Here is a 25,354-nt window from a genome sequence, read left to right on the forward strand (position 1 = left end):
TCATAAATATTATGACTATAAATAAATCAGTAAAGGGAAATTTCATTTGGAATTTAGCAAGAATATTACTTACTATTATATTTCCCTTAATATCCTTTCCGTATGTTTCAAGAATATTGGGTACTGACGGATTAGGAAAGGTAAACTATATATCGTCTGTCAGTGCCTTTTTTGTTATGTTTGCTCTTCTTGGTATTCCCACTTATGCTATTAGAGAAGGCGCAAAAATAAGAGACGAGAAAGAGAAATTAGGAAAGTTTGCTACAGAAATTTTATTAATTGGGATAATATCATCAACAATTGCACTTATAGCCTATATAAGTCTTTTTTATTTCCCTGAATTCACCAACTATAGAGAATTATTAATTGTTTTCGGTTTCTCAATTCCGTTTAGTATAATAGGGGTATCATGGCTATATCAAATTGTAGAAGATTACAAACGTATAACATTACAATCAATAATATTTCAAGTATTATCTTTAATCATGTTATTTATCTTCGTGAGGGATAGAGGAGATTTTATTCAATACGGACTAATAACTGTTTTTTCAAGTGTAGGCTCTAATATTTTGTATTTAATACATGCTCGTAAATATGTAAAGTTTTTTGGCTACAAAAAATACAATTTTAAAAGACACTTAAAGCCAATATTAATTATTTTCGGAATGAGTGTCGCATCGAGTATGTACTTAAACTTTGATATAACTATGCTAGGCTTTATGAAAGACGAGACAAGTGTGGGACTTTATTCAGCTGCAGTAAAAATAAATAGATTAGTAATAGTCTTAATTTCTTCATTAAGTACCGTCATTCTTGCAAGATTAACCTATTATATACAAAATAATAATAAGGATGGTTTTGAAAAACTATTATATAAGACTAGTAACTTTATTTTATTGTTAGCAATACCAGCAACATTTGGTTTATATTTATTAAGTGAACCATTAATTCTAATGTTTAGCGGAAATGAATTTAAAGATGCTAGTTTAACTATGAAAATCTTAAGCGTAAATGTTTTATTTGCACCATTAAATGGTTTAATTGCCTATCAAGTTTTTATGCCTCACAATAAGGAGAAATTTTCATTATATGCAGTTTTAGTAGGATGTGTGATTAACTTAATATTAAATGTAATTGTGATACCAGTATATGCCCAAAATGGTGCAGCGCTTACTACAGTATTAGCAGAAATAAGTGTATTCATTATGGGATTATATTTAGGGAGAAAATTAATTAATATTAGAAGATTATTTAATGGAATTCAACAGTTTTTATTATCAAGTTTAAGTATAATCTTTATTTATACTATGGTTATACTTATAACTGACAACATTTTTTTGCATGTTATCCTAACTACAATATTTGGTTGTGCTATATATCTAACAACTTTGAAATTATTTAAGAATGAACTCGTACTTGAATTATTTCAAATAATCTATAGGTTATTCATGAAAAAAAGTAAACAACGGATATATTGAATTTATAAAAAAATTTAAAAGTGTCGCATCTGATTAAATGTTGGGTCAACCCTAACTAATTAACCTAATGGTGTTTCGGAAAGTATGTGTCTTTATACAATAATATAGTTGTTTTTATTGGACGCCTCCCCAAGGTATAACAGTTGTCGAAGTTATACATTGGGGAGGCGTCTTTTGATTCTAAGGATTTTTACGATGAAGAAAGAATGTGAAATAGGATATGAGTTGAGAATAATAGTGTGTCTCTTCTCATCCAACAACTAGAACTGGTATTGAAACAGGATATATTGTCTTCCTATTAAAAGAGGTTTGAATATTATTGCTGTTGAATTGAGCCATTTATGCGGAATTTTGATCCAGCCATTGCGGAGAAAAGAGCCACCACCCTTTACGGAATGGAAAGCCACTATAAATAGGATCCAGAAAAGCCGCTTGTATAATTATGTTGCATGCCAGCAGGCATGACACAATTATACAGGAGTTTTTCTGTGGTAAATTGTCGAAATATTCTGGAACTGTATTGAAGGAATCAGTTAAAGAACTATTAGTTCTAGCACTGGACATTCAAGGAATACAGTTTCAGATGTCGTTCAACGTGCCAAGAAATTTGATGTGGAATGCTTGAACGATACAATGACCAATCCATGTGTGACTGCTAGACTAGAGTAGATAGTTTTTGCTAGAAAAGATAAAACACTTAGTTACTCAAATGTACCAGTAATATATAAGCCTCTTCCATTGTAAGATGTCTATGAATTTATTCATACATCAATGGAGGATTGAGAAAAGGTGGATAAGTGGGATATGGTATATGGTAATACAACAGTTGTATTTTGCAAGAAAAAAATGCAGAGTTGCGCAAGACTTTTTGCAGAGTTTTGCCACCCAATTTCAATAACTATCTAGCCTTAGACAATGCGTTTGATAGCCTATAACTTCCACCATTAAACGTTAAGACGTGTGCGTGGTGGATCAAACGATCTACCAAGGCAGCTGTTAATCTTGAGTCAATAAATATGCGGTTCCATTGACTAAATTCAAGATTTGAAGTAATTATTAAGCTTTTCTGTTCATACCATTCTGCTATTAGTTGAAACAATAGTTCTGATCCTTCCTTACTGAAAGGTAGATAGCCCATTTCGTCCAAAATAATTAGATCTACCTTTTCAAACCTTTTTCTAAAGGTGGCCAGTTTATCCTGTTTTAACGCCTGTTCTAATTGTTCAATGAGGAAAGAAACACGAAAGAATCTCACCTCATATCCCACTTCACATGCTTTTCTTCCTAATCCTGTTGCTAAATGGGACTTACCCTTATGAAAAGCTTTGCATAAAGGCAATTATCGAAAGTTTTTGTTTATGGAAAGATATTAGTAATTAGGCGTAACATTCGTAGCTGGCATAACAAATATCTTTCCATAATACTCCAAAATTCCTATCGACAAAATTCCTCCAGCCACTTTAATAAATCTGTATCCTCATCCCAAACAGGGGTATCTTGCTTCACAACCTCCATATATGCGGCTTCTAATGCATTTCTTTTTATTTCCGTATTTGCTCTTAAATATATATCAGTTGTAGTAACATTTACGTGTCCTAGTAAATCCCTTATATAAATTAGATTTACACCAGCCTCCAATAAATGCATAGCTTTTGTATGCCTGATCATGTGAGGATGAAGTCTGTCAGAGAACAGAACATCTGAATGATTTTCCTTAGCCTGTTTTAAATACTTTTCTAAAATGTATGTGATTCCAGGCCTTGTAAATGCGCGTCTATTGCTATTAAAGAAAAGTGGATAATCTTGTTTTCCATTTTCCAATAGTTTGTTTTCTTTCATGTAATTCTCCAACAGAACTCTTGTTTTATCCATAATAGGTACACTTCTTCGTTTATTTCCTTTGCCGGTTAAAGTAATTGTGGCTGGTTTCGTAAGTCTGACATCTCTTGTTTTTAAATCAATTAATTCTTGTACTCGTGCCCCTGTATCATATAGAGTAGCCATTAACGTTAAATCTCGACGCCCTTTTTTCTTGGTAGTATCAGGTTGTTCTAATATATACCTTAAAGATTCCTGTGAGAGGAATTCAACCGTCTTTATCTCCCTTTTTTTAAAGGGAATTCCTAATATTTTTTGACATTCAAATATATTTTCAGGGTGTTCTGACTGTGCATAACGGTAGAAACTATGGATTGCTGCTAGTCTTTGATTACGGGTGTTAATTCCGACGTTACGCGACTTTTCAAGCCAAAGGAGAAAGTCTCTAATTTTTTCTGCTTTAATTTTTTCAAAGGTAAGGTACTCTGGCCTGATTTTCAATTCTAAATTAAAATAAATTAGCACTTGTTTAAAGGTATCCCGATAGGACTTTATCGTATTAGTACTAACATTACGATGGCTAGGAAGGTAATCGGAAAGGAATCGTGTTAGTGTTCTGGCAAAATCAGTCTGTTTCACTGAACGATACCTCCGGTATTAAAGTTGAAAAATTCTGTTCAACTGATGCAATAATTTTTGGATATAAATCAGCAGTCAGTCTTAAGTAATGTTGTGTACCTCTTAAATCAACGTGTCCTAAAAATGCAGAAAGATAGGGAAGGAGATTCGTAATATCTTCTTCATCTAAGACCCATTTTTTCAAACAATGGACCGCAAAAGTGTGCCTAAAATCATGAAGTCTTGGTCCCTTTCCACTATGGGATATTCCAGCCTTCCACAATATCTCTCTAAATAGGTTATATATAGTACTTTCCTTATAATGTCCTCCGTAAGGGGATTGGAATAAATAAGTATCACTGGACTTTAGGTTATGAGTTTCTTTTACATACAAACGACAACGCTTCGTCAATGAATCTGTCATTGGAACATTTCGTTCTTTTCCAAATTTCGTATCCCGAATGAATAAAGTCCCATTACCCAAATCAACATCTTTTAGTTTTAAATTCAATGCTTCTGAAATCCGGAGGCCACAACCATATAACATACGGAACAGAAAAGGTAAGGTCAGATGTCTGTTGGGAGAAACATCTGAAAAAGGATAAATGTCGCATGTGGTAAAAATGTTCTTCAACTCTATTTCAGAAAAAATGTAAGGAACATAAGAATATCTATCAATCGAAATAGTTGCAGCTGGAAAAATGTATGCCTGATACCCAAGACGAACCATATATTTAGCGAGCCCTCGTATGATAGAGATTCTTCCATTTCTAGTACTGACAGTCTCATTTGGCCTTTTTTCTGTCCAAAGAAATACTAATTCTTTCGAAAGTTTTATATCTATTAAGTTTTCATTGGCAGCCAATGTGTCAAATTGTTTCAAAAGAGAAGATCCTTTTTTGTACTTATAGCCAACAGATCTCTTTTCCTCAATGTATCCATCAATCAATGGACCAAGAATACTTTGAAACACTACAGATTTCTTAGACATTCTTAAGCACCTCCTCTGGATCAATGGCACATTTCCTTAACCCATCCATTCCTGTATGCAGATAGACATTGGTAGATTTAGAATTAAAATGTCCTAGGATCTCAGAGATTACTGGTAATGGGGTTCCCTGCTCAAGCAAAGTACTCGCAAGAGTATGACGAAGCGAATGTAACCCTTGCCGTTTACCATCAGGAACAGTAATTCCAGAAAGTCTGGTATATTTTGTAATGATATTATGAAGATTAGCGTCTCTTCCAAATGCCTCAAAGGGTGCATTCATCCGAATAAAAACGAATGGAGAGTTACTAATAGGACGCCCATTTTTTAGGTAATCAATTAATGCCCAACCTATATCATTTAATATTGGATATGACACGATATTCTTTGTTTTATTTTGTCTTATTTCTATATTTTTTGATTGCCAGTTTAAATCTGATAACTTCAAGGATTTGATGTCACCAACCCTAATACCAAGTTTGGCAACCAGAAGCAGAATCGCATAATCTCTCTTTCCGGTTGGGTTCCCTCTATCAATACTATTCAACATACGAATAACATCATCTTTATTCCAGACAGAAGGAACAGGTGGATAATAATATTTACTCTGTTTAGGAACTTTTAAAGACAAATCTTCATCCGTATATTGGTTAAAATAGAGAAATCTTAAATAAACCCTAAGGGCTGTTAAGATAGATGCAATACTTTTTTCATGATACTTATAAATTGTTTTTACATAATCAGAAATTATATTTGCAGTAATATCATTCGATTTTTGAACATCTCTACTGTCAAGATAATCTATGAAAAAGAACAAACGTTGCATCCGTGTTCGTAGACCTCTTTTGGAGTACTCGTTATTTTCGCATTCCTTTTCATAGCCAGTAAGTTCTGATTCAAACTGTGGTGGTTTAACATATCCTGGCTTTTTTACAATCCTTCGGATAATCACACCATGAAGCTGATAATCGCCTAGAACTCTAATTCTTCTAATAGGACCTTTGAGTTCTTTAGGTATAGCTTCTTGATAATAGTTAACTGTACAATTGTATGTTTCCTTCAAAAAAGCCCTTCCTAACGCTTCTGAAAAATAGAACTCATCTCTTGCATTTGCAAATGAAATTACTCTTTTGTAAAAAGCACGATATCCACAAATAGTGTTATATGCATAATTTAGCCTTTCTAATTCAGATAAAACATTTGCAACTAATTCTTCAATGATTATTCGATTTTCCATATGGCACCTCCTAGATTTTAATAAATCTATTGTGAGGTGTTATGGAAAGAAATAAACGTATATTTCAATTCAAATAGGGCATATACACTTATTTCTTACCATAAACAAAAACTTTCCATAATTTCCAGTCCCTGGTGATCCAATTAATACGACATTCTGCTTTTGTTTGATAAAGTCTAGGCTCATTAAACCATCTTTATCAATTTGTGTTGGAAATCGGATTCTCTCGTTCCATTCATAATTGCTTAAACTCTTAGAATCTAAGAATTTGGCGTTTCTTATAAGGCGCTGTACCTTTGCTTTATCGCGTAAACGAAACTCTTCTTTAAATAACGCTTCTAAATACTGTTTTGGAGAGTCAAATGGAATTGTTTCATAAATTTCGGAAACATAAGCTAACCTTAATGACTTACACATAGAACGGATAGAGTCGCTCATCATTACTCACCCCTTTCTAGTGGTGCCAAGGAATCATACTCCGACCAGTCTAACCCGAAGGGATTCTCATTCTTCCCAGAAATTAAGTCATAAAATTCCTCATTAAGTCTTTTCATATCATGTGTTACGAGTAAGTTAACTAATTCTAGTAATCTTTCTTTACGAACCACTAAATCTTCAACCATTAAATAATCATTAACTCGTCCCGGTAGGTATTTTTGATATCTTGAATAAGGTACTACTCTTGGTTTTCGAATCCAATCTTTGAAGATTGATACCCACGGAATAGCTCGCTTTTTGTTCATGTAGGGTCTAAAATCTTCTAATAGAATTTCCCCATCGGGGGAAACTGCTTTAAATTTATCCCAATATAATACGAAATATATAAATGGATAATTTGATGCTTTGGGAATATGTATTAATGTGCTATCAATCTTGGCTTCATTAAACTTATTTACCTTTGCTTCAACCTCTTTAAAGACTGGATAATCTTCCGTGGGCTACTCCAGTAAAAACTCCTTCTCTATATTCCAGAGATCCTCAATCATTACTTCTTTTTCATAATGAAGTCTTTGTCTGTCATTTTGGAGTTGAATATGAAGTGTTTCCGTTAAATCTTCAAAGCTATTCATGACGGGAGATGTTGTAAAGAAGTTATATCGAATATAACCTACTTTATTTTCAACACTACCTTTTTCGTGCCCACTGCGTGGATTACATACCTGAACTTCAAATCCATAGTGATTTTGAAATTGGATAAAGGCATCAGTTAATTTGGCCTCCTCGATTTTTGATCTTACTTTCTTAACAGCTGGAGTTAAATTATCAATTCTAATTCTCCTAGGAACTCCCCCAGATTGAGTAAATAAGACTTTCAATCCTTGAAGAAAACATTCTTGGTTTTCGGATGGTAATGGTACAGCGAATGCGGCATTGCTATGAGGGTACGACATGACTAGAACATGTGTATCCATAAACTCCCCATTTTTAACAACTTCCATTACCCCAAAGTCTACTTGTGCATCGCTAGGAGGATGTTCTAAACGATCATGCCCTTTATCAAGTTCTTCGTTATGGCTATTCTCCCAGTCAGATATAAAGTAACAGACGGTTCGATAAGAGCCCTTGAAGCCTAGATCCAGTAGTTCACTAAATATCTGCTTCTTGGTTCGGCGTAACTTTTTCTTTAATTTGCTATCTTCAAAGAGCCAATCTGAAACTATTTCTCCCCACTTATCTGTATACATCATTCCATTTGATTGTTTGATCTTTGAATCTGGTAATTGATCCTCATCAGCATATTTCTTGGCTGTCCTCCAATTAATCCCTAATGTTTCCTTAATCTTTGTTATAGATAATCCTTTTTTGTTTCTTAGGTGTTTGATACAATTAATATCAGACATTGCTAGCATCCTTTCATGTTCCTCCACTCTGTATTGATTCGACACCATTACAGTAGAGGGACTTGGGGTGGCTGGCAAGTCTTTTTTTATGCACCTATTAAATAAAGTGCGGAACTCTGCATTTTTTCTTTGCATAGCTCTGCACTTCTATTTTGCAATACACAACAGTTAATAAAGAAAGGATTTAGTAAATCCAAGGTAGCAGAAAAGCTGGGGGTCACAAGTGGCGTGAAGGAAGACAAGATCCTTGTCCATACACTACCAGAGTATGTAGAAGTCCATTTAGTGGTAAACTGTTGAACCTTATTTTAGAAAAGAATAGAGAAATTATTGAAGAAATAACAAATATTAATGACAATCATATTTCAATAGTGATAAGTATGAGAGTGTCTTAGATTCCCTTGGAGTTCCAGATGAAAAGTATGGTGATGGAGGAGAAGTATATTTTACATATGGAGATGTTGAAATACATACTTTAGCAATAGAAAATAACGCGACGGAGTTTATGAAGACCTGATTGTAAATCTTCACCGTAGGGATATATTCCATACAAATGAGGAAGTGTTTTAACGTTAGATGAGCCAGATAGAGAAGTGGTTTGATCCTTAACACTCTGCAATATCTAATAGACGACTACAAAGTCAGTTGGAGTGTTCCTAATGGAGCGCTCCCCTTTTATATAATAACGCTCGGCAGCTAAGAGATTTGTTGAGTTAGATATATAAACTATTATAAATAAATGATTGGTTGGAAAAGCTTATTATCAAGGAGTACTCCTGATTGTAGATGGACAATAATCTGAAAGTAGATCTAGTGTAAACAAGAGTTATTACCGTTTCTCCCAGATTGCTTGGTAGTATTTATTTATGGTGTTAGGAGAGTGAAACGATGAGAATTGTAAAGGTTTTGATTATTTTCTTGTTTTTACTTGGAGGGTCCGGAATGGGGGGCTATTTGCTTGGGACTATACCTGTTCCCAATAAAATACGAGAAAATGCATCTAATGATATAAAGAAACATGGACAGATTGAAGAGATAAAAAATGTGATTAAAGATGACCCCGAAATAAAATCATTTATTGAGGAAGGCAATATTGCATTAGATGATAGTAAGCTGTCATTTCATACTAAGGAAGAAGCTATTATGGTATTGGTGGAGAAAATTGGAGTTGCTAAGTTAGTAAGTATGAAATCAAATTATGAAAAGGGTACGCTTTCTAAGAAAGAAGTACTCCAAACGATCGAAGAGAACTTATCCGAAGAAGAAATAACTGCATTACAAGAGGTAGCATTTAGAGAACTAGTGGGGACAGGTTCCTTGCCCCATTAGTGGTGTGGAATTTACTACTAGTGCTTTGAATCTGGCAGTATATTTACATGATGTTTGATAAAAAATCCTAAAAAAAAATCAATCAAACGTTTGATTGATTTTTTTGGTTCATTTTATAGAAGCACGGGAATGGTTCCCATGCTCCTCAGAAGAATAAACTTACCAAAGTACCTAATTCCTATTCTTTTTTATCCGTTATTGGAATGGGTTTAAATCCGCCAAGTTCCAATACTGTATCATTCAAATATTCTCTTCGGGAATGTTCTGAAACAGAATGGATATCCTTCGGTAGTAAAAGCATCGTCCTGCAATTCAGAATAAATCTGTCAATCTTTCAAATTCGTCAAATGGATTCTGGGATTCAGAGTGAATCCTTGAGAACTCAGGTTTAGCCTCTTCAATGGCTTGAGCCAGGCTAGGGTCGAACTGTGTTCCTATCCCATTTTCTAATCTTTGAAAAGCCTCTTCAATCGAAAGTTCATCTCGATAGGATCTTGTAGATGTCATGGCATCGAAAGCGTCAGCAATAGCTAATATACGAGCTTCTAATGGGATCTCATTTCCCTTTGCTCCAGTCGGATATCCCATTCCATCCCATCTTTCATGATGATATAATACACCATTTTTTAATCCTTCTAATCCTTCTACTTTTTCAACCATTTTTGATCCAAAAGTAGTATGAGTTTTAATAATTTCATATTCATTTTCTGTTAAAGAGGTCGGCTTTGTTAAGATATGTTCAGGGATATTGATTTTACCAATATCGTGAAGCAGTCCGCTTAACCGTAAATGTTTCAGTTTTTGTACATCTTGATATCCTGGAAGTTTTTTAGCTAATGCAACAGCATACTGACTGACTCTGTCACTATGCCCAAAAGTGTATTGATCTTTTGCTTCAACAGCAACAATAAAGCTTTGGACAACCTGTTCAATGGTTGCTTCCATTGAATGGATGACATTATTAACTTGCCTATCGTAGAGTGCATATAGTTTTGTTAATAACAAGTAGCTGAATGTTGCAACGATCATATATAGTAAAATGCGGTTTGAAATATCGATAGAGTCTATATAATCAATAGGAGAATAAATACTAACAGCTCCTAAACCAAATATTCCTAATATGGAATAGAAGATGGATACCAATCGTTTGCCATATAAGCTATTAACAATGGGAATAAGTAGGAAGTAACCCCATGCCTCTGTATAGCCTGAACCAAAATACAAACAAATTACTACAAATAATACAAATAATAAGACTAAATGTTTCATTAGACGGTAGGGGATTTTCGTGAATCGATAGAATAGGAAGAGTGTTAAGCATAAGGATAGGCAGAGTAATAATATGCTTAGGTTTGCCCTGGAAAATGGGAGATTAAACTGTTGGAAGATATAATTCCAAAGGATACTCATCAAAAAATAGATGAAGCCGATGATTAAGATTTGATTATTCAAATTTTGAGTATGCTCTTTAAGTAGTTTATCTAGTAATTTTTCTTTTTCATTTACACCAGCATTCATGTTGTTAAATCATCCTATCTGCTAAATTCACTAAAATTTTATCACTTTTCTGTCATATTAACTAGAGTTTTATCAGATATTGTCAGAAAATGCTTTTCATTCTCCTTCAAATTACCTTTAATTGAAAATGTAGGATAATTTTATTAAGGAGAGTGTTATAATGAAAGATTATTATTTTGGAAGTGTAGATGGGATTCTTCGTAAAGAGGCCATTGCATTACACCACCAGCGTTACCAGGAAGTAGGATTTTTTAAAGAAAATGAGGACGATCCATATGAAGGATCTTCCACTTATTTTGTTGCACAAGCAGCTGAGTTAAAGGAAATCGTAGGCGTTACTCGACTTATTTTCATGAAGATAGATGAACTTCCTACCATCAGGCACTTCAATATATATGATATTGAAAAGTTGAAGTTATCCCGGCTTGATAAAAGCAAATACGCTGAAATTAGCGCATTCACAAAGATGCCCAAACATGATGTGGGATTAGGATTAATCAAATCAGTTTTGCAATATTCAGTAGGCAATGGTATTTCACATTGGGTTTGTTGTATTGATGAAAGAGTGTATAACTATATGTACCGCATGTTTAAGTTTCCTTTTAAGGTGATAGGTGAACCTAATGTTTATCTTGGGTCAAAAACGATTCCATGTGCATTGGATTTAAACGAATGCTTAGAAACATTAAAAGAAAAACGAGGCAAGTTATACGACTATTTTATAGAAAATGAAGAAAATATAATGGAGGTTATGAAATGATTAAGGAACAATTTATTCGAAATATAGGAATTATGTCAGAAGACGAAGTTCAAAAACTCCATGAAACAACAATTGCTATAGCTGGCTGTGGATGCATTGGTGGGTTTTCGGCTGAATTACTTACTCGAATGGGGATTGGTAAATTAATTTTGGCAGATCCTGATGTGTTTGATGTTTCAAATATTAATAGACAATGTGCAGCCACACATCATACGGTTGGACAGAGAAAAGTAGAAGCGTTAAAAAATCATTTACTTTCCATAAATCCCGAGCTTATCGTTGAGTGTTATAGGGAAGGAGTTACTGAAGAAAACGCACGATCTTTTGTGGATGGAGCTGATTATGTAATTGATGCCATTGATTATTTTGCATTCGCTGAGTCAGTGACTCTCCATCGAGCAGCACGTGAGAAAAGCTTATTTGTTACTACTTCAGTGGCTCTTGGATTTGGTACGTCTGTTTTAACATTTTCTCCATTTGGAATGAAGCTCGAAGAATATATTGGAATTCCGGAAGATATTTCAATTGCTAAACTACAAGGTCAAACCTTCCCTCCATCGGGTTACAGTCAAGCCCTTCCTGACTATGCAACAGAAGAAAAAATTCATTCATGGATTAGAAATCGTACGATACCGACGATAAGTGTTGGTCAAGCACTAGGACCAGGTGCACTTGTTTCCCAACTAGTTTTACATCTGTTAGATAGAAAAGAACCGCCTATTGTACCAGAAAGCTTTCAGTTGCATTTTGAATAGAAGCGGAAAGCATGGGAAAGCACGGGGACGGTTCCTGTGCTTTTCTATGATTTCCTCTTAGTAAAGGGGATGGCATTGGATTGGGAGAAGGAGACTGACAGCGACTGCTTGATAATTGTCAAGAAGATCACGTTTTTTATTGATTAGAACTAACCTTTTTGTTCATTCATCTATATATGTACTATGATAGGACATTTCATTTTTATAGATGAAAGGATGGAGGTTTACGTGGCAAAATACAGAACGGTGAGTGTTGATTTTTGGAACCATCCAGTTGTACTTGAGAAGATGACTCCAGAGGATAAGTATTTCTATTTATATCTGCTCACTAATCCACAAATTACTCAGATTGGAATCTATAAAATTCGAAAAGAGCAAATGGCTTTTGATTTGGGCTATTCAATTGAAAGTGTTGAATCTTTAATGGATCGATTCACGGATCAGTACAAGCTAGTACGATACAATCCTGAAACGAGAGAACTAGCCATTAAAAGCTGGGGGGAATTTAACCTTCACAAAGGTGGAAAAACAGTGATGGACTGTGTTATTACCGAATTACTAGAGGTGGAGGATTACTCGCTGATTCATTATGTGGCAGTGTCTATTAAGAAACACGAAATACTAAGTTTATATGAGTCTTTTTATAATTAGACCATAGGGGACAGGTTCCCTGTCCCATTAAACTTGCATATGTTATAATTTTACAAAAAAGAGTAGTGATGGATTCTAAACGGAATCTATCTTAACTACTACCCAAGAACAGGAATGACATCAATGATTGGCAATGAAATAATCCATCGTCGAAACATAATATTATTCAGCTTAATTTTTGCATTTTTCACTATACAAGTAACGATTAATATGGTCATTGAAGGATTTGTAAGTGTATTCCCACCAGCTTTTTTATTTATCACTGTGGGGATTCTTTTGTTAATGATGATTCTTAAGAAAGTAAACCCAAGAGTGAGTATGTATGTCATGATCTTTTGTACATATATCTATTTTTACTTTCTCTTGACTGATTCTCCGTACCTGGTCAATTACTTATTTATGTGGTTGGGGCTCCCTCTAAGTGCTATTTATCAAAGCTATCGAGTGGTGTTACTAGCTTTTACAGGCTCGATGATAATAAACTATTACTCTTTCTTTTACTTACATGAGGAAATATTCCCGAATGTCGTAAAGGGAGATTTTGTATTTCTCGTTTTGTTTGGAGTATTTTCTGCAGCTTTTCTTTTAACGTTCATTCATATGACTCTCCGGCTGTGGAAGGAAACTAAAGAGGCAAATGATAAGCTTCAGGTCATAGCCTATCATGATCCATTGACTGGGGCAGCCAATCGGATATTGCTTAAGAAAAAGTTTGACCAACTAAAGGAATCGAAAGTCGATTCCATTGCACTATTATTCATGGATATGAATAAGTTTAAATACATAAATGACACATATGGCCATGACGTAGGGGACCAATTACTTAAAAAGGTTGTATCAAGACTAAAAGGAGAGCTGCGGGAGTCGGATTTACTCTGTCGATTGGGTGGAGATGAGTTTGTGATTCTATTAGCGAATATAGACCTAAAAGAGTTTGAAGGGATTACGGAACGAATTCAATCCTCGATGAATCAGCCGCTGAGCATCAATAATTATACGATACAAGTATCTGCAAGTATAGGTTCGTCGTTTACAACAGAAGTATCCCGTGTGGATCTAGATACTCTGATTAAAGAAGCGGACGAAAGGATGTACAGGGAAAAGAGGAAGGGGACACGGGGACAGGCACTGTGACCCGATTTAGTAGAGAGGTACAATGAACCTGTCCCTCTGTCCCATTAGTTCAATCAAACGTTTGATTGAAAATTACTTCTTCCGTTTTTTATAGTTCCTGCTGGGCTTTCTTTTATTCGGGTCCAGTAGCATAGACATCGATTTTGGATTTTTGCCCATTTCAGTTGTAATATTTCTCAGCTGCATGGCATTTTGGAGCTTGGTGTTAAAGGACAAGATCGAGCAATGGACAATGAGAGTGGTTCCATTTGAGAATTCTATGTATGTTTTCTTCTTGTAGCTTAGGGTACGAACAATATGTACAGGGTTAAACCAAATTGTGTCGGCATTTTTTGCTGATTTGTCTGAGAATAAGCAAATACTTTGAATCGGATTAATCATAACAGGTGGCATATGAATTTCACCACCAAGAATCCATTTAGCTGAAGACATGGCTCCTTTTAAATCATAGCCAATACAATTAATGCTATTTTCTAGTATATGGAGAGGGGAATCATCTATGAAGAAGGTCTTTTCCAGTTCTTTAACAAGGGTACATAGCTTTCCGTTACGATCATATACACCATAGATGTAAAGAGTATTCGAATTAATAATATAGCATTCTACTAATACCAAGATCCTCAGCTCCCTCAGCTTTTAAATAATAAACGGTTACGTATCCCCTTACTTTACTGTTCGAAACACTACCTCCTTTATATTAAGAATTCTTCCCCTTGCATGTGATTATATGAAAAAAGAACTAGGAATAACTATCTATTGTCAGGATCTCTTCCAAGACAAATTTGTGAACCATGGGGACAGGTCCGTTGTCCCAGTAGTGAGTAGAGTTAGGGGGCTTTGACTAGATTATTAGATAGTAGTGGACTCTAGGCCTTTGTGATAATAATCACCTCCCTACCCACAAGTGGGTAGGGAGGAGTTAAAAGTACGATTTCCCCATAGAGAGGGAGTATTCAACATTATTAAATTCATTCAGTTAGCTAATCTCTACACAATAAAGGGCGACAGCTTTTTATTTTTTTATTGGAGTTTGGTTATAACTTTGGATTCAAGACTTTAAGAAGGAACTTGGGACAAGGAACCTGTCCCTCAATCTCTTTCTCGCTCCTGAACGCCAGAGCTTAACGGCTGATAGTGAGACGTTTTCGATGGTGGCAATCTCTTTAACTGTTAAGCCATGAATGACGGTATACATTAGCCATTTCTTCTCTTTTTCTGTAAGCCCGTCACAATCGAGTTCTTCCCATTCAAACGGAAGTTTAGCGGATAAGTCAGGGATTAAAGCCCAGCTTTCCTCATCTACGCTTACATTGCGTTCATCATATTTGTTTCTCTTGGTCATCTCCGTTTGGAGGTGGCCTTTAATGTAGGAATATGCAAAGGAGGAAAATGACCCTCGTTCTTGATCATACCGTTCAGCTGCTTGCCAAAGAGCAATTAATCCTGTTTGAAAAAACTCTTTTCTGTTTTTATAGATTCCTAGTGTCTGAATAATCTTGTGGATCATAGGCTCGTATTGTTGTGCGATTTCATTAAAATGTTCCACTTGCTTTCCCTTTCAGGAAGCGCGCTACCAATTGTATTCCCGGGTAACCTCACAATATCTGATAGGGAGGGTATTGTTCCAATTGGTAAAAATGAAGTTGGATACCCGAAAGAATGTTGAAATTTCTGATTTATGAAAGAAAAGTGAGGATAAGGAGCTTGAATGAGCTGAAATTTAAAAAACTACGGGTAATAAGAAGAAGCGACAATAGACCTATTCATCTGAATTATGGTAAAAAACCTCTTGTCAACTGGTTAATTTATCCTATAATAGACATGTAACCATAACTCGTACGATAATGGCAAAACCATTGAAAGATGGTGACGCAAAACTACAGGGGCTAAGATCATTTTAAGTGATTATGCTTGCCAGTTTCCGAATACGGACTCTTACGATTTATAGTAAATCTAAAGGAGAGTTTTATGGGGTTCAAGAGTCGGATAAAAAAGATGAAAATAAAATGGCATACAGCCAGATTATATTATTATATGTGCTTAGCGGATTGCTGTTTAGATTCAGACATCCTGGGGAATCTAGAGGAGAAGATTATGTATCATAGGGAAAAATTGAATGGCTAATGATATAGAAACAAAGTAAAAGATTTTTAATTTCTAAGACTTATAGAAAAAAATGGGATAAAGGCTAGGTTCCTTTATCCCATTTTGATTTATTTTTACCGGAGGGTTATAGGGACAGGTTCCATGTCCCAAAGATAACTATTTCATTCCTTCGCTAATATGGGATTTAGATTCATTATTTCCGTTTTTGATTTTGTATGGTTGTTTTTAAGGCTAATACTTCGGATTGGAGAGATTCTATCTGTTCATTCACATCTTTTTCTAACTGATCAGTTGTCCCTGGCTTTGGTAGAAGACCGATGAAGCGCGCTAATGAAACGATGGTCATAAATAAGCCGATTACAGCCTGTGTGAATATGATCGTTTGAGCAAAATGTTGAAAGCTTGTTAGACTGTTGGATCCAAACGTCACCATAGTCACAAAGCTAAAAAATAGCGTATCCGCCATGGATCCTTTTGAAATAACAATGTCTAGATTCTTAGAAAGGACCATGTAGGAAGTAGCATACCAAAATATCACTTCTATATAATTGTGGATAAGTAATACAACAGATCTACGATAACTTTTGACCTGATAATTACTAGAGAGATAAGGATCAAATAATAACACATTCACTTGGTAGACAAAGATCTCTAATACACGAGTAAAACTGTAAACTAAGATAATCCAAGCTAACCAGTAGGGGACAATTTCTAGCTGAAGCAACACCATGATAAAGAGAGAAACGACTAAGTTCCCAAGTACCCATTTCTCTACAAATGCATGTGAACCTTTAATGCCAGGAATCATGCGAACATACTGAAACACAGATACATAACGCAGATAATGAAATATTTTCTGCCAAAAGCCAACAATGAATGAATCGGACATATAGTTCCTCCAATAATTAGTAGATATAGATATATTAGCATAAGGGACAGGCACCCTGTCTCTCCTTTGTCCATAGAAATCTAAATATTTTATCTGCCTACGAGTATTGAATAGTAGTTGTTTTATGGTAAAATAATCCTATAACTTTAAGACTATGTGATAAAGGCAAACCTATTGAAAAGTAGGGACGCAAAACTACGGGCCTAAAGCACAAGCTATGGTAGCCGAGTCGCCGAAGTAGATGGAGATAGCATTCTGGGGATCCGCCTATTTAGGTGGATCTTTTTATATTTTTAAAGGAGGATGAATGATGGGGTTTTTAAGAGATTTAGGTAAGTTTTCAGGAAAAGCAGCTGGTTTCGTGGTTGGAGGTGCTGTTAATGTTGTTGGTGATGTCACGGGAAGTAAGTTTATTAAGGAAGTGGGAGAAGGAGTAAAGAAGGCCTCTGAATTTGCAGGAGACACTTTAGGGCAAGTGGCTGATGGAGCGTGGAGTACTACTACCGGGATGATTCAAAAGGATGATAGAAAAGTAGAACAAGGTTTAACTGATATAGGTAACTCTGTGTCACGTACAGCTAAGGGAGTATATGAGACAGCAAAGGGAACGTACCATAATGGTAAGGATGTCTATGAAGGCTTCAAATATAATGATGATGAAAAGATCAAAAGTGGTGTGAAGAATATTGCTAAAACCGTTGCTGTTGGAGCCTTAGCGGTGGGAGTTGTGGATTTAGTAGATGGTGTAGATGTTGGAGATCCAATGGGAAGTCAGCAAAATCTTGCTGATGGAAGTGTGGATGCAAATGACGCAACTAATCATACCGGGCCAGTACAAGTAGCTTCCAATGTAGAAGCATCTGAAGACCCAGGAGTTCATCACGTGAAACCACATGAGGTAAGTGGATATACACGAGCTGATGGTACATACGTGGAAGGATACACTCGTGATGGAGATGGCAATCCGAATACACAACTTACCGAGCAGCAAGGTGGCGGATACCTAAGAACAAATGCTGATGGGAATATTCATAATAACTTAAATTCATGAGGTTGGGGACGTGGGGACAGGTACCCTGTCCCTTTTAGTTAATATAACAGTAGCAGAGTTGTTGACTCTTATTACTTTCTAAAGGTATATTTTGGAATAGGGGCAGGACAAGAGGATAAATGAATAAAAGAAACCAGTCCCAAACATTCAATTTATTCAGGGGGAATTTATGAAAAAAACGAGTGATTTTAATAATGATGAGCAATTAAGGAAAGCGAAGGAGACGGCAGCGTATCTGAAATATGCAGCTGAACAGCATACAAGGCAAACAAACGATACCATTGCTATTGTTGGTAAGATTGAGGAGGAGGTAAAAAGTCTAGTTGGTAAAACCATTACCTATTTGTTGAAACATCCTTTCTGGTACGCAGCTATATTTTCCGCTTTACTTTCCTTCGGAACAATCTACTTCTTAGAATATTTGATTTTTTCCTACAAAGACCTCAAAATTGCACCAATTATTGAAATGAGCAGGGGCCTGCTTATGGCTATAGGAGCTGGTTTCTTTGGTCTACTAGCTTTTTTAATTGCGGGAGTAACAATAACAAACCAGTATTTAGAGGGCATGGATCTTTCAAAGAAAGACAAATACTTATTTGAAACAATGGCAATTGAGAAATCGGTGTTTTATTTAAGATTAAATATATTGCTAGTGTTTGGTATTGTTCTAGTCTTTTTATGCTATATTACTACTTTTTTTCCTTTTCCATTAAATAGCTGGGTTTATGGCTTATTTGCAGCTATTATCTCCTTTTTGTTTTACCTATCCCTTCTTCTTACCATCGTAATAATCTCTACGAACCAAAGAATGTCGTTTAGTGCTATACAGTCTAAACGGGAATAGCTTGGACATGGGGACAGGTACACTGTCCCTTTCCACCACTGATTAATAGGGACAAGGAACCTGTCCCTATGCCCCCAAAAAACGAGGTGTTTAATATATGCCAAGGAAACCAAGAAAGAAAAGCAGAAATGGAGTGTACCATATTATCCTTAGGGGAATTAATAAACAAATTATTTTTGAGGAGGACGATGATAGGAGAAGATTTCTAGAGACGCTAGGCAGATATAAGATTCAATGTAACTTTAAGCTGTATGGTTATTGTTTGATGGATAATCATGTACATCTGTTGGTAAAGGAAGTAGAAGAGACGGTTTCGGAGTTTATAAAAAGAATTTGTTCAAGCTATGTATACTGGTACAACATGAAATATGACCGATGTGGACATTTGTTTCAAGATCGTTTCAAGAGTGAAGTGGTTGAAACTAGAACTTACTTTTTTTCAGTACTCAGATATATTCATCAAAATCCCTTAAAAGCAGGTATCTCAGCTAATGTGCTTGATAGTAAATGGACAAGTATAGGTGAGTATTTATATCAATCCACCATCGTAGATACAAAATTTGTACTTAGTCTCTTTTCAGAAGATAGAGAAAAATCGATACAGTTAATTGCTAACTACATGAATGAAATAAATGATGATCTTTGCATGGAAGAAAAGGTAAGAGTAAGATTGTCAGACAATGAAGTTATCGAGTATTTACGAACTTTAGGCATTAGCAGCAGTAGTATGCTACAACAAATGAGTAAGGGCCAAAGAGATACTGTAATAGCAATGCTAATGAAGTTGAAGGGAGTATCAATAAGACAAATTTCTAGGGTCACGGGATTATCTAAAAGTGTTGTTCAGCGTGGGCGGGACCGGGGCTAGGGGACTGGTTCCTTGTCCCACAAAAGGTAGAAGGGGACCCTAGCCATATGTATCGAAAGAAACAAAATGAGGGACAGGTCAGCTGTCCCTCACTCTTCCAATGGGACAGCTGACCTGTCCCTCTGTCTCCCAAGCCCCCTTGCAACCATATAAATTACTACAAAAATAAAGCAACCGGCTGCATCAATCAATATATCAAGCATCCGCCCACTTCTTCCTATTAAGAAGTATTGGTAAACTTCATCAAGGATTCCGATACATAGGGTTAAGATTGTAGCCAGGAACCCATTTACCAGTAGGCTTCTCCACTTTCCTACTCTAAGTAGGAAAATAGTTATAAATCCATAAAAGAAAAAGTGTCCCACTTTTCTAATAGCTAAGTAGGGGAAATCTCCTTTGATGGAGTATATATGATAGAAAGAACTGCTTCTGTCTAGCAGAAACAAAGGAGTTACTTGTTTTTTGTATATCTGATCAATGGTATAGAAGTCAATCCTTGCTAACTCTCCAAGTGTATTTCCGATAATGATGATAATACCTATACATATAGCAACATATATTTGTTTCATGGTAACCTCCTCATATTTAGTTCTAGCCTTGACAAGGAAGTTCTTGACTATTCAATGGGACAGGTACCATGTCCCACAATTAATAAAGGGACAGCTGACCTGTCCCTATGAGAGGAGAAAATAATGATAAGTCGACCCTTAGTTTCCGTTGTTATACCAACCTATAATCGTAAGAACGCTTTAGTAGAACTGTTAGAATCGTTGGCAAGGCAAAGTGTTCAAGAGTTTGAAGTGATTGTGATCAACGATCATGGAGAATCAGTTGATCAGTTAAAAGAGAGTTTTTCTGAATTACAGTTAAAAATCATTAACTTAAAGGCTAATAAAGGACATGTTCATGCGCGGAATGAAGGGTTAGCTCATACGAGTGGAGAGTTTATCATGCTTTGTGATGATGACGACCTTATTACCCCGAACCATATTGAGAAAATGCTTGATGAAATTAAGGATTCGGATTTTGTTTACTCAGATGTGGAGATGGTGGAATACAAGTGGGAGGGAACTCAAAGGGTACCAATAAAGAGGATATTGTTTGCCTATGAACTAGATAAGGAGTTTATGAGGAACTTTTCTACGTACGTTTCGTCAGGAAGCTTATATCGGAAATCATTACATAACAAAATCGGACTGTTTGATGTAGAGGTGAATAACTATTGGGACTGGGACTTTATTTTAAGAGTTCTTGAAAGCTTTAAGGTTAAGCGGGTAGCCATGGCCAGTGTACTTTATGCCTTTTCCTCAAATGGGGACAACCAGTCAGCGATTTTATCGGAAAAACGTAATCAGTATTTAATGAGATTGTGTGAGAAGCATCATTTAGGAAAACTCCCGCAGAAAAACTTTTTTACTCTTTTAGAAGAGCCAGAGGTTATGGAAAAAAGAGCTGAAAGTGTAAGGGTATGGGATGGAGAAAAGATAATATCACGTTTACTGTAAGCTGAGGAACATGAGGGACAAGGAACCTGTCCCTAGAATAATTGTAGAAAAATGTCGGTTATTTTTTATGAATAATCGACATTTTTCTCATAATGTTCATTATAAGAAACGATAAAATAACAATTAGTGAACAAACTTTTGTTAGCGATACAGAAGAATAGATTAAAAGGAGTTGTTCTACTTGAAAATTAAATCCATTATTTGCTTTTTTCGTAGATATCATAAGTATAACTACTTTACCGGTGAATGTATCAGATGTGGAAAGGTAAGTAAATCAATAAAGCAATAGTGGGACATAGGGACAGGCACCATGTACTTTTTATTGGCCCTGCTCTGGGACAAGGAACCTGTCCCTATGTCCTGTTTACTTTTTTTAGGATGTGTGATAAAAATTGTTTATAGGAAATTGTTACTATATCTACATACGACAGCTAGAAGAACCAGGTGAAAGAAGATGTTAGTGAATATTGTGTTATCGGTAGCGCTTTTGTTGGTGATATTTAATATCCACTTTGGAATTATTGTAGCAAAGCGTTTTCACAGTTTTTATGGAATTATCAATTGGAGTATGGCTTTAATATTGTTGATAAGCGTGATACAAAAGATGTGTGATTTTAATTGTTTTTAGTTCACCAGTCCAATGGGGCTGGTGTTTTTTTTACCTGTTTTTTAAGGCAAGATAGGAAGAGAAAAGGGATAAGTATGTTTCTGTTATCTTAGCATAAGAATTAGTATCAGACTTTTTGGAGGTTACTTATGTATAGAAGAAACAGAGGAGGTTTCCTTCCCTTCCTTTTCATACTTCTCCTAGTTATAGGAGGTTATTTTCTAATTCGTTATGGGCTTTTTTCTCCATCAAGGCAAGCGGTTCATCTGGTGGAGGAATTTTATGAATATGAACAAACAGGGGATTATTCAAATTCGTGGGAACTCCTACATTCAACGATGAAGGAGAGGTTTCCAAAAGGAAGCTACATACAAGATCGGGTTCATGTGTTTATGGGACATTTCGGTGCTGATACCTTTGAATTTAACATTAATGATAAAAGAAAATTATCTAATTGGAAAATGAGCAAGGAAAGCAAGGTCTTTAATTTCGTTTATGAAGTTAAAGTCACGCAGTCTTATAAAGGAAAATACGGAACGTTTGAATTTGTTCAATATGTTTATGTAGCCGAGGAAAAAGGTGACTGGGTGATCCTATGGGATTTTAACCAATAATTCAATCGGTGAGAAACAGTCTATTGTTATAGTAAACTGTTTCTCACATTTATAGGGGAAATTAAAGTTGGTTGGTTAAGATGGTAACCATTGCGCTAAGGATAATGGTTCCTAATATAATAGATGCATATAGAATTGCTTTATTTCTCTTTCTCCTAACCATCACTTCTTCGGGTGTTAAGAATTTTGACATGATTTCATTCTCCTTTGTAGTTCGTAAGAAGCTAGCCTTAAAGCTTTGTGCGAGTCATTTAATATTATTATCGGACACAGAGAAAAAATTTTAATAGGAAAATGATGCAATGTGTCAAATAATGTCGAAATTAGTATTCTTTAAACAAGAGATATAATAGAAATATATTGTTATAATGTTAGGGTATGAAATTATTTGAATTTGAGATTTTTTGTATTTAACAGCTAGAAGAACAGGTGAGAAAGATGATTTATGTAGACCTTATATTATCGTTAGCGCTTCTGCTTGCCATCTTTAATGTCCATCTAGGAGTTGTATTGGCAATACAGTTTCAAAATGCTCTATACGGACTTTTAAATTGGATAATGGCAACCATATTACTTATTACCGCTATACAAAAAATGTGTGAAATATATGTACAACCGTAAGGAACTAGTGGAACAAAGGAAAAGGTTTAAACTAGAAGGAGCAGCCTAATTTTAGGCTGCTCCTCTTTATATGTCATTATTTATAGTTGGCTTGTTAGGATTGTGACAACAGCACTTAGTAACATGGTACCTAGGATAATTGATGTATAAAGAATCGCTTTATTTCTCTTCCTCTTTACCATCACTTCTTCAGGTGTTAAGAATTTTGACATGTCCATTCTCCTTTAACGTTGATAGTAGCTGGCTGGCTTTATCAAGTATATCCAATGATAGAGGCCCCTATAGCTTTGCGTGAATCACCTTTAGATGATCTTGCCTTTTGTATCTAGTACTATTATCGTATATAATCGACAAATTGCCAATAGGATTTTAGGAGTAAGTGTCAAAAAATGTCGTTTTTTCCATGTTTCTTTTTAAATTCTTATTCCTTCATGGACGCTACTTATAAAATTTATCGAAAATTATATGGTTCTCCTTTGAGAGTGATAGTAACAAAAGTTAAGGAAGTGTACTGCAATGTAGGATATTTGTAACGTAGCATCATTTTACAGACTGCTAGTACAATTTAAATTCCGTTAAGCGGTATTTTCATCTAATGAGGATAAATGTCGTACTAAGTCTGATAATGAAGAAAAGATATTAAAGGGATTTATAGAAATTTAGCTAAAATATTATGTAAGAAAGATTATCAAAATTGAGGTGAATTGTATGAGGTGGGTAATTCAACATGGAATATACATGTTTACTGTGTCAATAGCAATTTTCTTTTGGTGCTTAATTTATTATCCTGGTGATTACTTCACCTTAACGATTTCGTGGATTATCACCTATTGTTTATGGATGGGGCAGTGTAGTGTTTATATATTACTAGGCATTCTTGGTTTTAATGTATAAGAAGAACAGGAGATCTTTCTGTTCTTCTTATTTCAATCTCAAAAGTTACAAATCACTGGTGTTAGGTGTTAATGTTTATTTAACTGAGGATCTTAAAAAGTAGAATCGATCGCTATGGTTTCATAGAAAAGAGGAAAAAAGATTGTGTAATAATAGAAGAATGGAGTTGAATGAACGCTACCCCCTTCCTACTTATGAAGGAGCAGCGATTTACCGTAATGGTGTGTTTCAGTTCAATATATCGAGAATCATGGAAGCGACCCTTGAAGGTACGATACCTGCCAAGGAAGAACTGGTTGAGGTGTCGACATGGTTTCAGTATCAACAAAGAGGAAGGGTAAATGAAGAACATTTATCTAACGTTAATGTGAGCTAGACAGTTATTCAACACGGGTATTTTGAGATTATAGTTGGAAATCATCGTAAGGAAGCAACCTGCTGTGAAGGAATGATACATGTTCCATCCTACAAGCTAAGAGATGAACAGCTTTTGCCATCATTTATAGATACTTTTGGTTATAGAAAATTTGTTGAATATTGGAATTCAAAGGTATAAAATTATAGTTGTTAATTTCTCTTTGCGAATATAATAAATTGTCATGATCATATTAAACAAATTTAGGGCATCGTTGACTCTAAGATGAAGAATTTTGACAGGAACTTGTCCCAATGTAAATACAAGATAGAAATAATCTATCATTTCTATCTTCACTTTGAATACCTCGTAGTATCAGATACTCTCCTAACTCCTTCAAAGGTAATGTTTGATCCCTTATTTTTATTAATGGAAATCTTCCATTGTTTTGTCTATCATAATCTATTTCTCCTTAGTAGATATATGTTATCTTACTGAGAATAGGTTTAATAGATAAAACTCTTTCATTAAATATTTTTCTTCATATTATATAGTATCATTTAAAAAATATTCAAACTTGTGACATGCCTGATCCAGATAAAGCTGTACAATAAATAAGAAAGAGAAGTTGGTGTTTTATTTAATGGTATGCAGCTATTATGTCTTTTGTGTTTCCCTTTCTCTTCTCCACATCATCGTTATAATTTCTGCAAATCAAAGAATGTCATTCAGTGCTATGCAGTCTAAATAGCAATAGCTTGGACATGGGGACAGGTAAACTGTCTCTTTCCACTCCTGATTCGGGACTAGGAACCTGTCCCCATGACGATCCCCATGACCATCTTGCATTACTAATAGTTTAAAAATATTGAT

The 25,354-nt window shown here is 35.2% G+C and carries 25 protein-coding genes, 1 pseudogene and 3 riboswitches; of the genes and pseudogenes, 12 read left to right on the forward strand and 14 right to left on the reverse strand.

Annotation, left to right across the window (positions count from 1 at the left end):
* Positions 1–11: 11 nt before the first annotated feature.
* A complete protein-coding gene (locus M3175_RS15785; RefSeq protein ID WP_251520835.1) occupies positions 12–1,478 on the forward strand; it encodes a flippase in 1,467 nt (488 codons plus the stop codon).
* 898 nt (positions 1,479–2,376) lie between these two features.
* On the opposite strand, the pseudogene M3175_RS15790 reads toward M3175_RS15785, so the two are convergent.
* From M3175_RS15790 to istA, 7 genes and pseudogenes are all read right to left on the reverse strand, one after another.
* Positions 2,377–2,790 (reverse strand): annotated as a pseudogene (locus M3175_RS15790) (ATP-binding protein); the annotation flags it as partial.
* Between the two features lie 122 nt (positions 2,791–2,912).
* On the reverse strand, positions 2,913–3,935 hold the full coding sequence (locus M3175_RS15795) for a site-specific integrase (protein ID WP_251520838.1): 1,023 nt from the start codon (positions 3,933–3,935) through the stop codon (positions 2,913–2,915).
* Positions 3,922–4,905: a tyrosine-type recombinase/integrase gene (locus tag M3175_RS15800; RefSeq protein ID WP_251520841.1), complete on the reverse strand. Its 984-nt coding sequence runs from the start codon at positions 4,903–4,905 to the stop codon at positions 3,922–3,924. Before M3175_RS15800 ends, M3175_RS15795 begins: the two co-directional genes overlap by 14 nt.
* On the reverse strand, positions 4,898–6,139 hold the full coding sequence (locus M3175_RS15805) for a site-specific integrase (protein WP_251520844.1): 1,242 nt from the start codon (positions 6,137–6,139) through the stop codon (positions 4,898–4,900). The genes M3175_RS15800 and M3175_RS15805 overlap by 8 nt, the downstream gene beginning before the upstream one ends.
* 69 nt (positions 6,140–6,208) lie before the next feature.
* Entirely contained in the window at positions 6,209–6,577 is a 369-nt protein-coding gene (locus M3175_RS15810) for an ATP-binding protein (RefSeq protein ID WP_251520846.1), read from the reverse strand.
* Positions 6,578–6,579: 2 nt separating this feature from the next.
* Positions 6,580–6,882 carry a hypothetical protein gene (locus M3175_RS15815; protein ID WP_251520849.1) on the reverse strand — a complete coding sequence of 101 codons (303 nt, stop codon included), beginning with the start codon at positions 6,880–6,882 and terminating at the stop codon, positions 6,580–6,582.
* Between the two features lie 195 nt (positions 6,883–7,077).
* Positions 7,078–8,028, reverse strand: a complete 951-nt coding sequence (gene istA / locus M3175_RS15820) for an IS21 family transposase (RefSeq protein WP_251520850.1) — start codon at positions 8,026–8,028, stop codon at positions 7,078–7,080.
* A gap of 840 nt (positions 8,029–8,868) precedes the next feature.
* Between istA and M3175_RS15825 the strand changes: the two genes are divergently transcribed.
* Positions 8,869–9,309 (forward strand): hypothetical protein, encoded by a 441-nt coding sequence (locus M3175_RS15825; protein ID WP_251520852.1) that lies wholly within the window; start codon positions 8,869–8,871, stop codon positions 9,307–9,309.
* A 312-nt stretch (positions 9,310–9,621) separates the two neighbouring features.
* On the opposite strand, the gene M3175_RS15830 is transcribed toward M3175_RS15825, so the two are convergent.
* Positions 9,622–10,827 carry an HD-GYP domain-containing protein gene (locus tag M3175_RS15830; protein ID WP_251520854.1) on the reverse strand — a complete coding sequence of 402 codons (1,206 nt, stop codon included), beginning with the start codon at positions 10,825–10,827 and terminating at the stop codon, positions 9,622–9,624.
* Between the two features lie 160 nt (positions 10,828–10,987).
* Here M3175_RS15830 and M3175_RS15835 point away from each other — a divergent pair, with 160 nt between their 5' ends.
* The 4 genes from M3175_RS15835 to M3175_RS15850 all read left to right on the forward strand — a co-directional run bounded on the left by M3175_RS15835 (position 10,988) and on the right by M3175_RS15850 (position 14,127).
* Positions 10,988–11,587, forward strand: coding sequence for an N-acyl amino acid synthase FeeM domain-containing protein (locus M3175_RS15835; protein WP_251520856.1), 600 nt, complete (start codon positions 10,988–10,990; stop codon positions 11,585–11,587).
* Positions 11,584–12,342: a ThiF family adenylyltransferase gene (locus M3175_RS15840; protein ID WP_251520858.1), complete on the forward strand. Its 759-nt coding sequence runs from the start codon at positions 11,584–11,586 to the stop codon at positions 12,340–12,342. The genes M3175_RS15835 and M3175_RS15840 overlap by 4 nt, the downstream gene beginning before the upstream one ends.
* Before the next feature lie 228 nt (positions 12,343–12,570).
* Positions 12,571–12,993, forward strand: a complete 423-nt coding sequence (locus M3175_RS15845; protein ID WP_251520860.1) for a hypothetical protein — start codon at positions 12,571–12,573, stop codon at positions 12,991–12,993.
* Between the two features lie 114 nt (positions 12,994–13,107).
* Positions 13,108–14,127, forward strand: a complete 1,020-nt coding sequence (locus tag M3175_RS15850) for a GGDEF domain-containing protein (protein WP_251520862.1) — start codon at positions 13,108–13,110, stop codon at positions 14,125–14,127.
* 72 nt (positions 14,128–14,199) lie between these two features.
* On the opposite strand, the gene M3175_RS15855 is transcribed toward M3175_RS15850, so the two are convergent.
* From M3175_RS15855 to M3175_RS15865, 3 genes are all read right to left on the reverse strand, one after another.
* Positions 14,200–14,742, reverse strand: coding sequence for a competence protein ComK (locus tag M3175_RS15855; protein ID WP_251520863.1), 543 nt, complete (start codon positions 14,740–14,742; stop codon positions 14,200–14,202).
* Positions 14,743–15,175: 433 nt separating this feature from the next.
* Positions 15,176–15,673, reverse strand: coding sequence for a sigma-70 family RNA polymerase sigma factor (locus tag M3175_RS15860; protein WP_251520866.1), 498 nt, complete (start codon positions 15,671–15,673; stop codon positions 15,176–15,178).
* 290 nt (positions 15,674–15,963) lie between these two features.
* Positions 15,964–16,053: riboswitch (cyclic di-GMP riboswitch) on the forward strand.
* Positions 16,054–16,426: 373 nt separating this feature from the next.
* On the reverse strand, positions 16,427–17,122 hold the full coding sequence (locus M3175_RS15865) for a hypothetical protein (protein ID WP_251520868.1): 696 nt from the start codon (positions 17,120–17,122) through the stop codon (positions 16,427–16,429).
* 154 nt (positions 17,123–17,276) lie between these two features.
* Positions 17,277–17,359, forward strand: a riboswitch (cyclic di-GMP riboswitch).
* A 73-nt stretch (positions 17,360–17,432) separates the two neighbouring features.
* Here M3175_RS15865 and M3175_RS15870 point away from each other — a divergent pair.
* From M3175_RS15870 to M3175_RS15880, 3 genes are all read left to right on the forward strand, one after another.
* Entirely contained in the window at positions 17,433–18,173 is a 741-nt protein-coding gene (locus M3175_RS15870) for a hypothetical protein (protein ID WP_251520870.1), read from the forward strand.
* A 169-nt stretch (positions 18,174–18,342) separates the two neighbouring features.
* A complete protein-coding gene (locus M3175_RS15875; RefSeq protein ID WP_251520872.1) occupies positions 18,343–19,017 on the forward strand; it encodes a hypothetical protein in 675 nt (224 codons plus the stop codon).
* A gap of 97 nt (positions 19,018–19,114) precedes the next feature.
* Positions 19,115–19,885, forward strand: a complete 771-nt coding sequence (locus tag M3175_RS15880; RefSeq protein WP_251520874.1) for a transposase — start codon at positions 19,115–19,117, stop codon at positions 19,883–19,885.
* 89 nt (positions 19,886–19,974) lie between these two features.
* Here the strand turns inward: M3175_RS15880 and M3175_RS15885 are convergent, their stop codons facing one another.
* The gene (locus M3175_RS15885) at positions 19,975–20,454 is read right to left on the reverse strand and encodes a VanZ family protein (protein ID WP_251520876.1); all 480 of its coding nucleotides are present in this window, start codon (positions 20,452–20,454) and stop codon (positions 19,975–19,977) included.
* 123 nt (positions 20,455–20,577) lie between these two features.
* On the opposite strand from M3175_RS15885, the gene M3175_RS15890 reads away from it, so the two are divergent.
* Positions 20,578–21,390, forward strand: coding sequence for a glycosyltransferase family 2 protein (locus tag M3175_RS15890; protein ID WP_251520878.1), 813 nt, complete (start codon positions 20,578–20,580; stop codon positions 21,388–21,390).
* Between the two features lie 756 nt (positions 21,391–22,146).
* Complete coding sequence (locus tag M3175_RS15895) at positions 22,147–22,611, forward strand: hypothetical protein (RefSeq protein ID WP_251520880.1); 465 nt, start codon at positions 22,147–22,149, stop codon at positions 22,609–22,611.
* A gap of 61 nt (positions 22,612–22,672) precedes the next feature.
* Here M3175_RS15895 and M3175_RS24940 read toward each other — a convergent pair whose 3' ends face one another.
* Together M3175_RS24940 and M3175_RS24945 are read right to left on the reverse strand one after the other, a co-directional pair.
* Positions 22,673–22,804 carry a hypothetical protein gene (locus tag M3175_RS24940; RefSeq protein ID WP_285852303.1) on the reverse strand — a complete coding sequence of 44 codons (132 nt, stop codon included), beginning with the start codon at positions 22,802–22,804 and terminating at the stop codon, positions 22,673–22,675.
* A 508-nt stretch (positions 22,805–23,312) separates the two neighbouring features.
* The gene (locus M3175_RS24945) at positions 23,313–23,444 is read right to left on the reverse strand and encodes a hypothetical protein (RefSeq protein WP_285852304.1); all 132 of its coding nucleotides are present in this window, start codon (positions 23,442–23,444) and stop codon (positions 23,313–23,315) included.
* Positions 23,445–23,464: 20 nt separating this feature from the next.
* Positions 23,465–23,559: riboswitch (cyclic di-GMP riboswitch) on the reverse strand.
* A 727-nt stretch (positions 23,560–24,286) separates the two neighbouring features.
* On the opposite strand from M3175_RS24945, the gene M3175_RS15900 reads away from it, so the two are divergent.
* Positions 24,287–24,502 carry a hypothetical protein gene (locus tag M3175_RS15900; protein WP_251520883.1) on the forward strand — a complete coding sequence of 72 codons (216 nt, stop codon included), beginning with the start codon at positions 24,287–24,289 and terminating at the stop codon, positions 24,500–24,502.
* The last annotated feature ends 852 nt before the right edge of the window (positions 24,503–25,354 follow it).

Source organism: Robertmurraya korlensis (assembly GCF_023715225.1).
Classification (GTDB): Bacteria; Bacillota; Bacilli; order Bacillales; family Cytobacillaceae; genus Robertmurraya_A.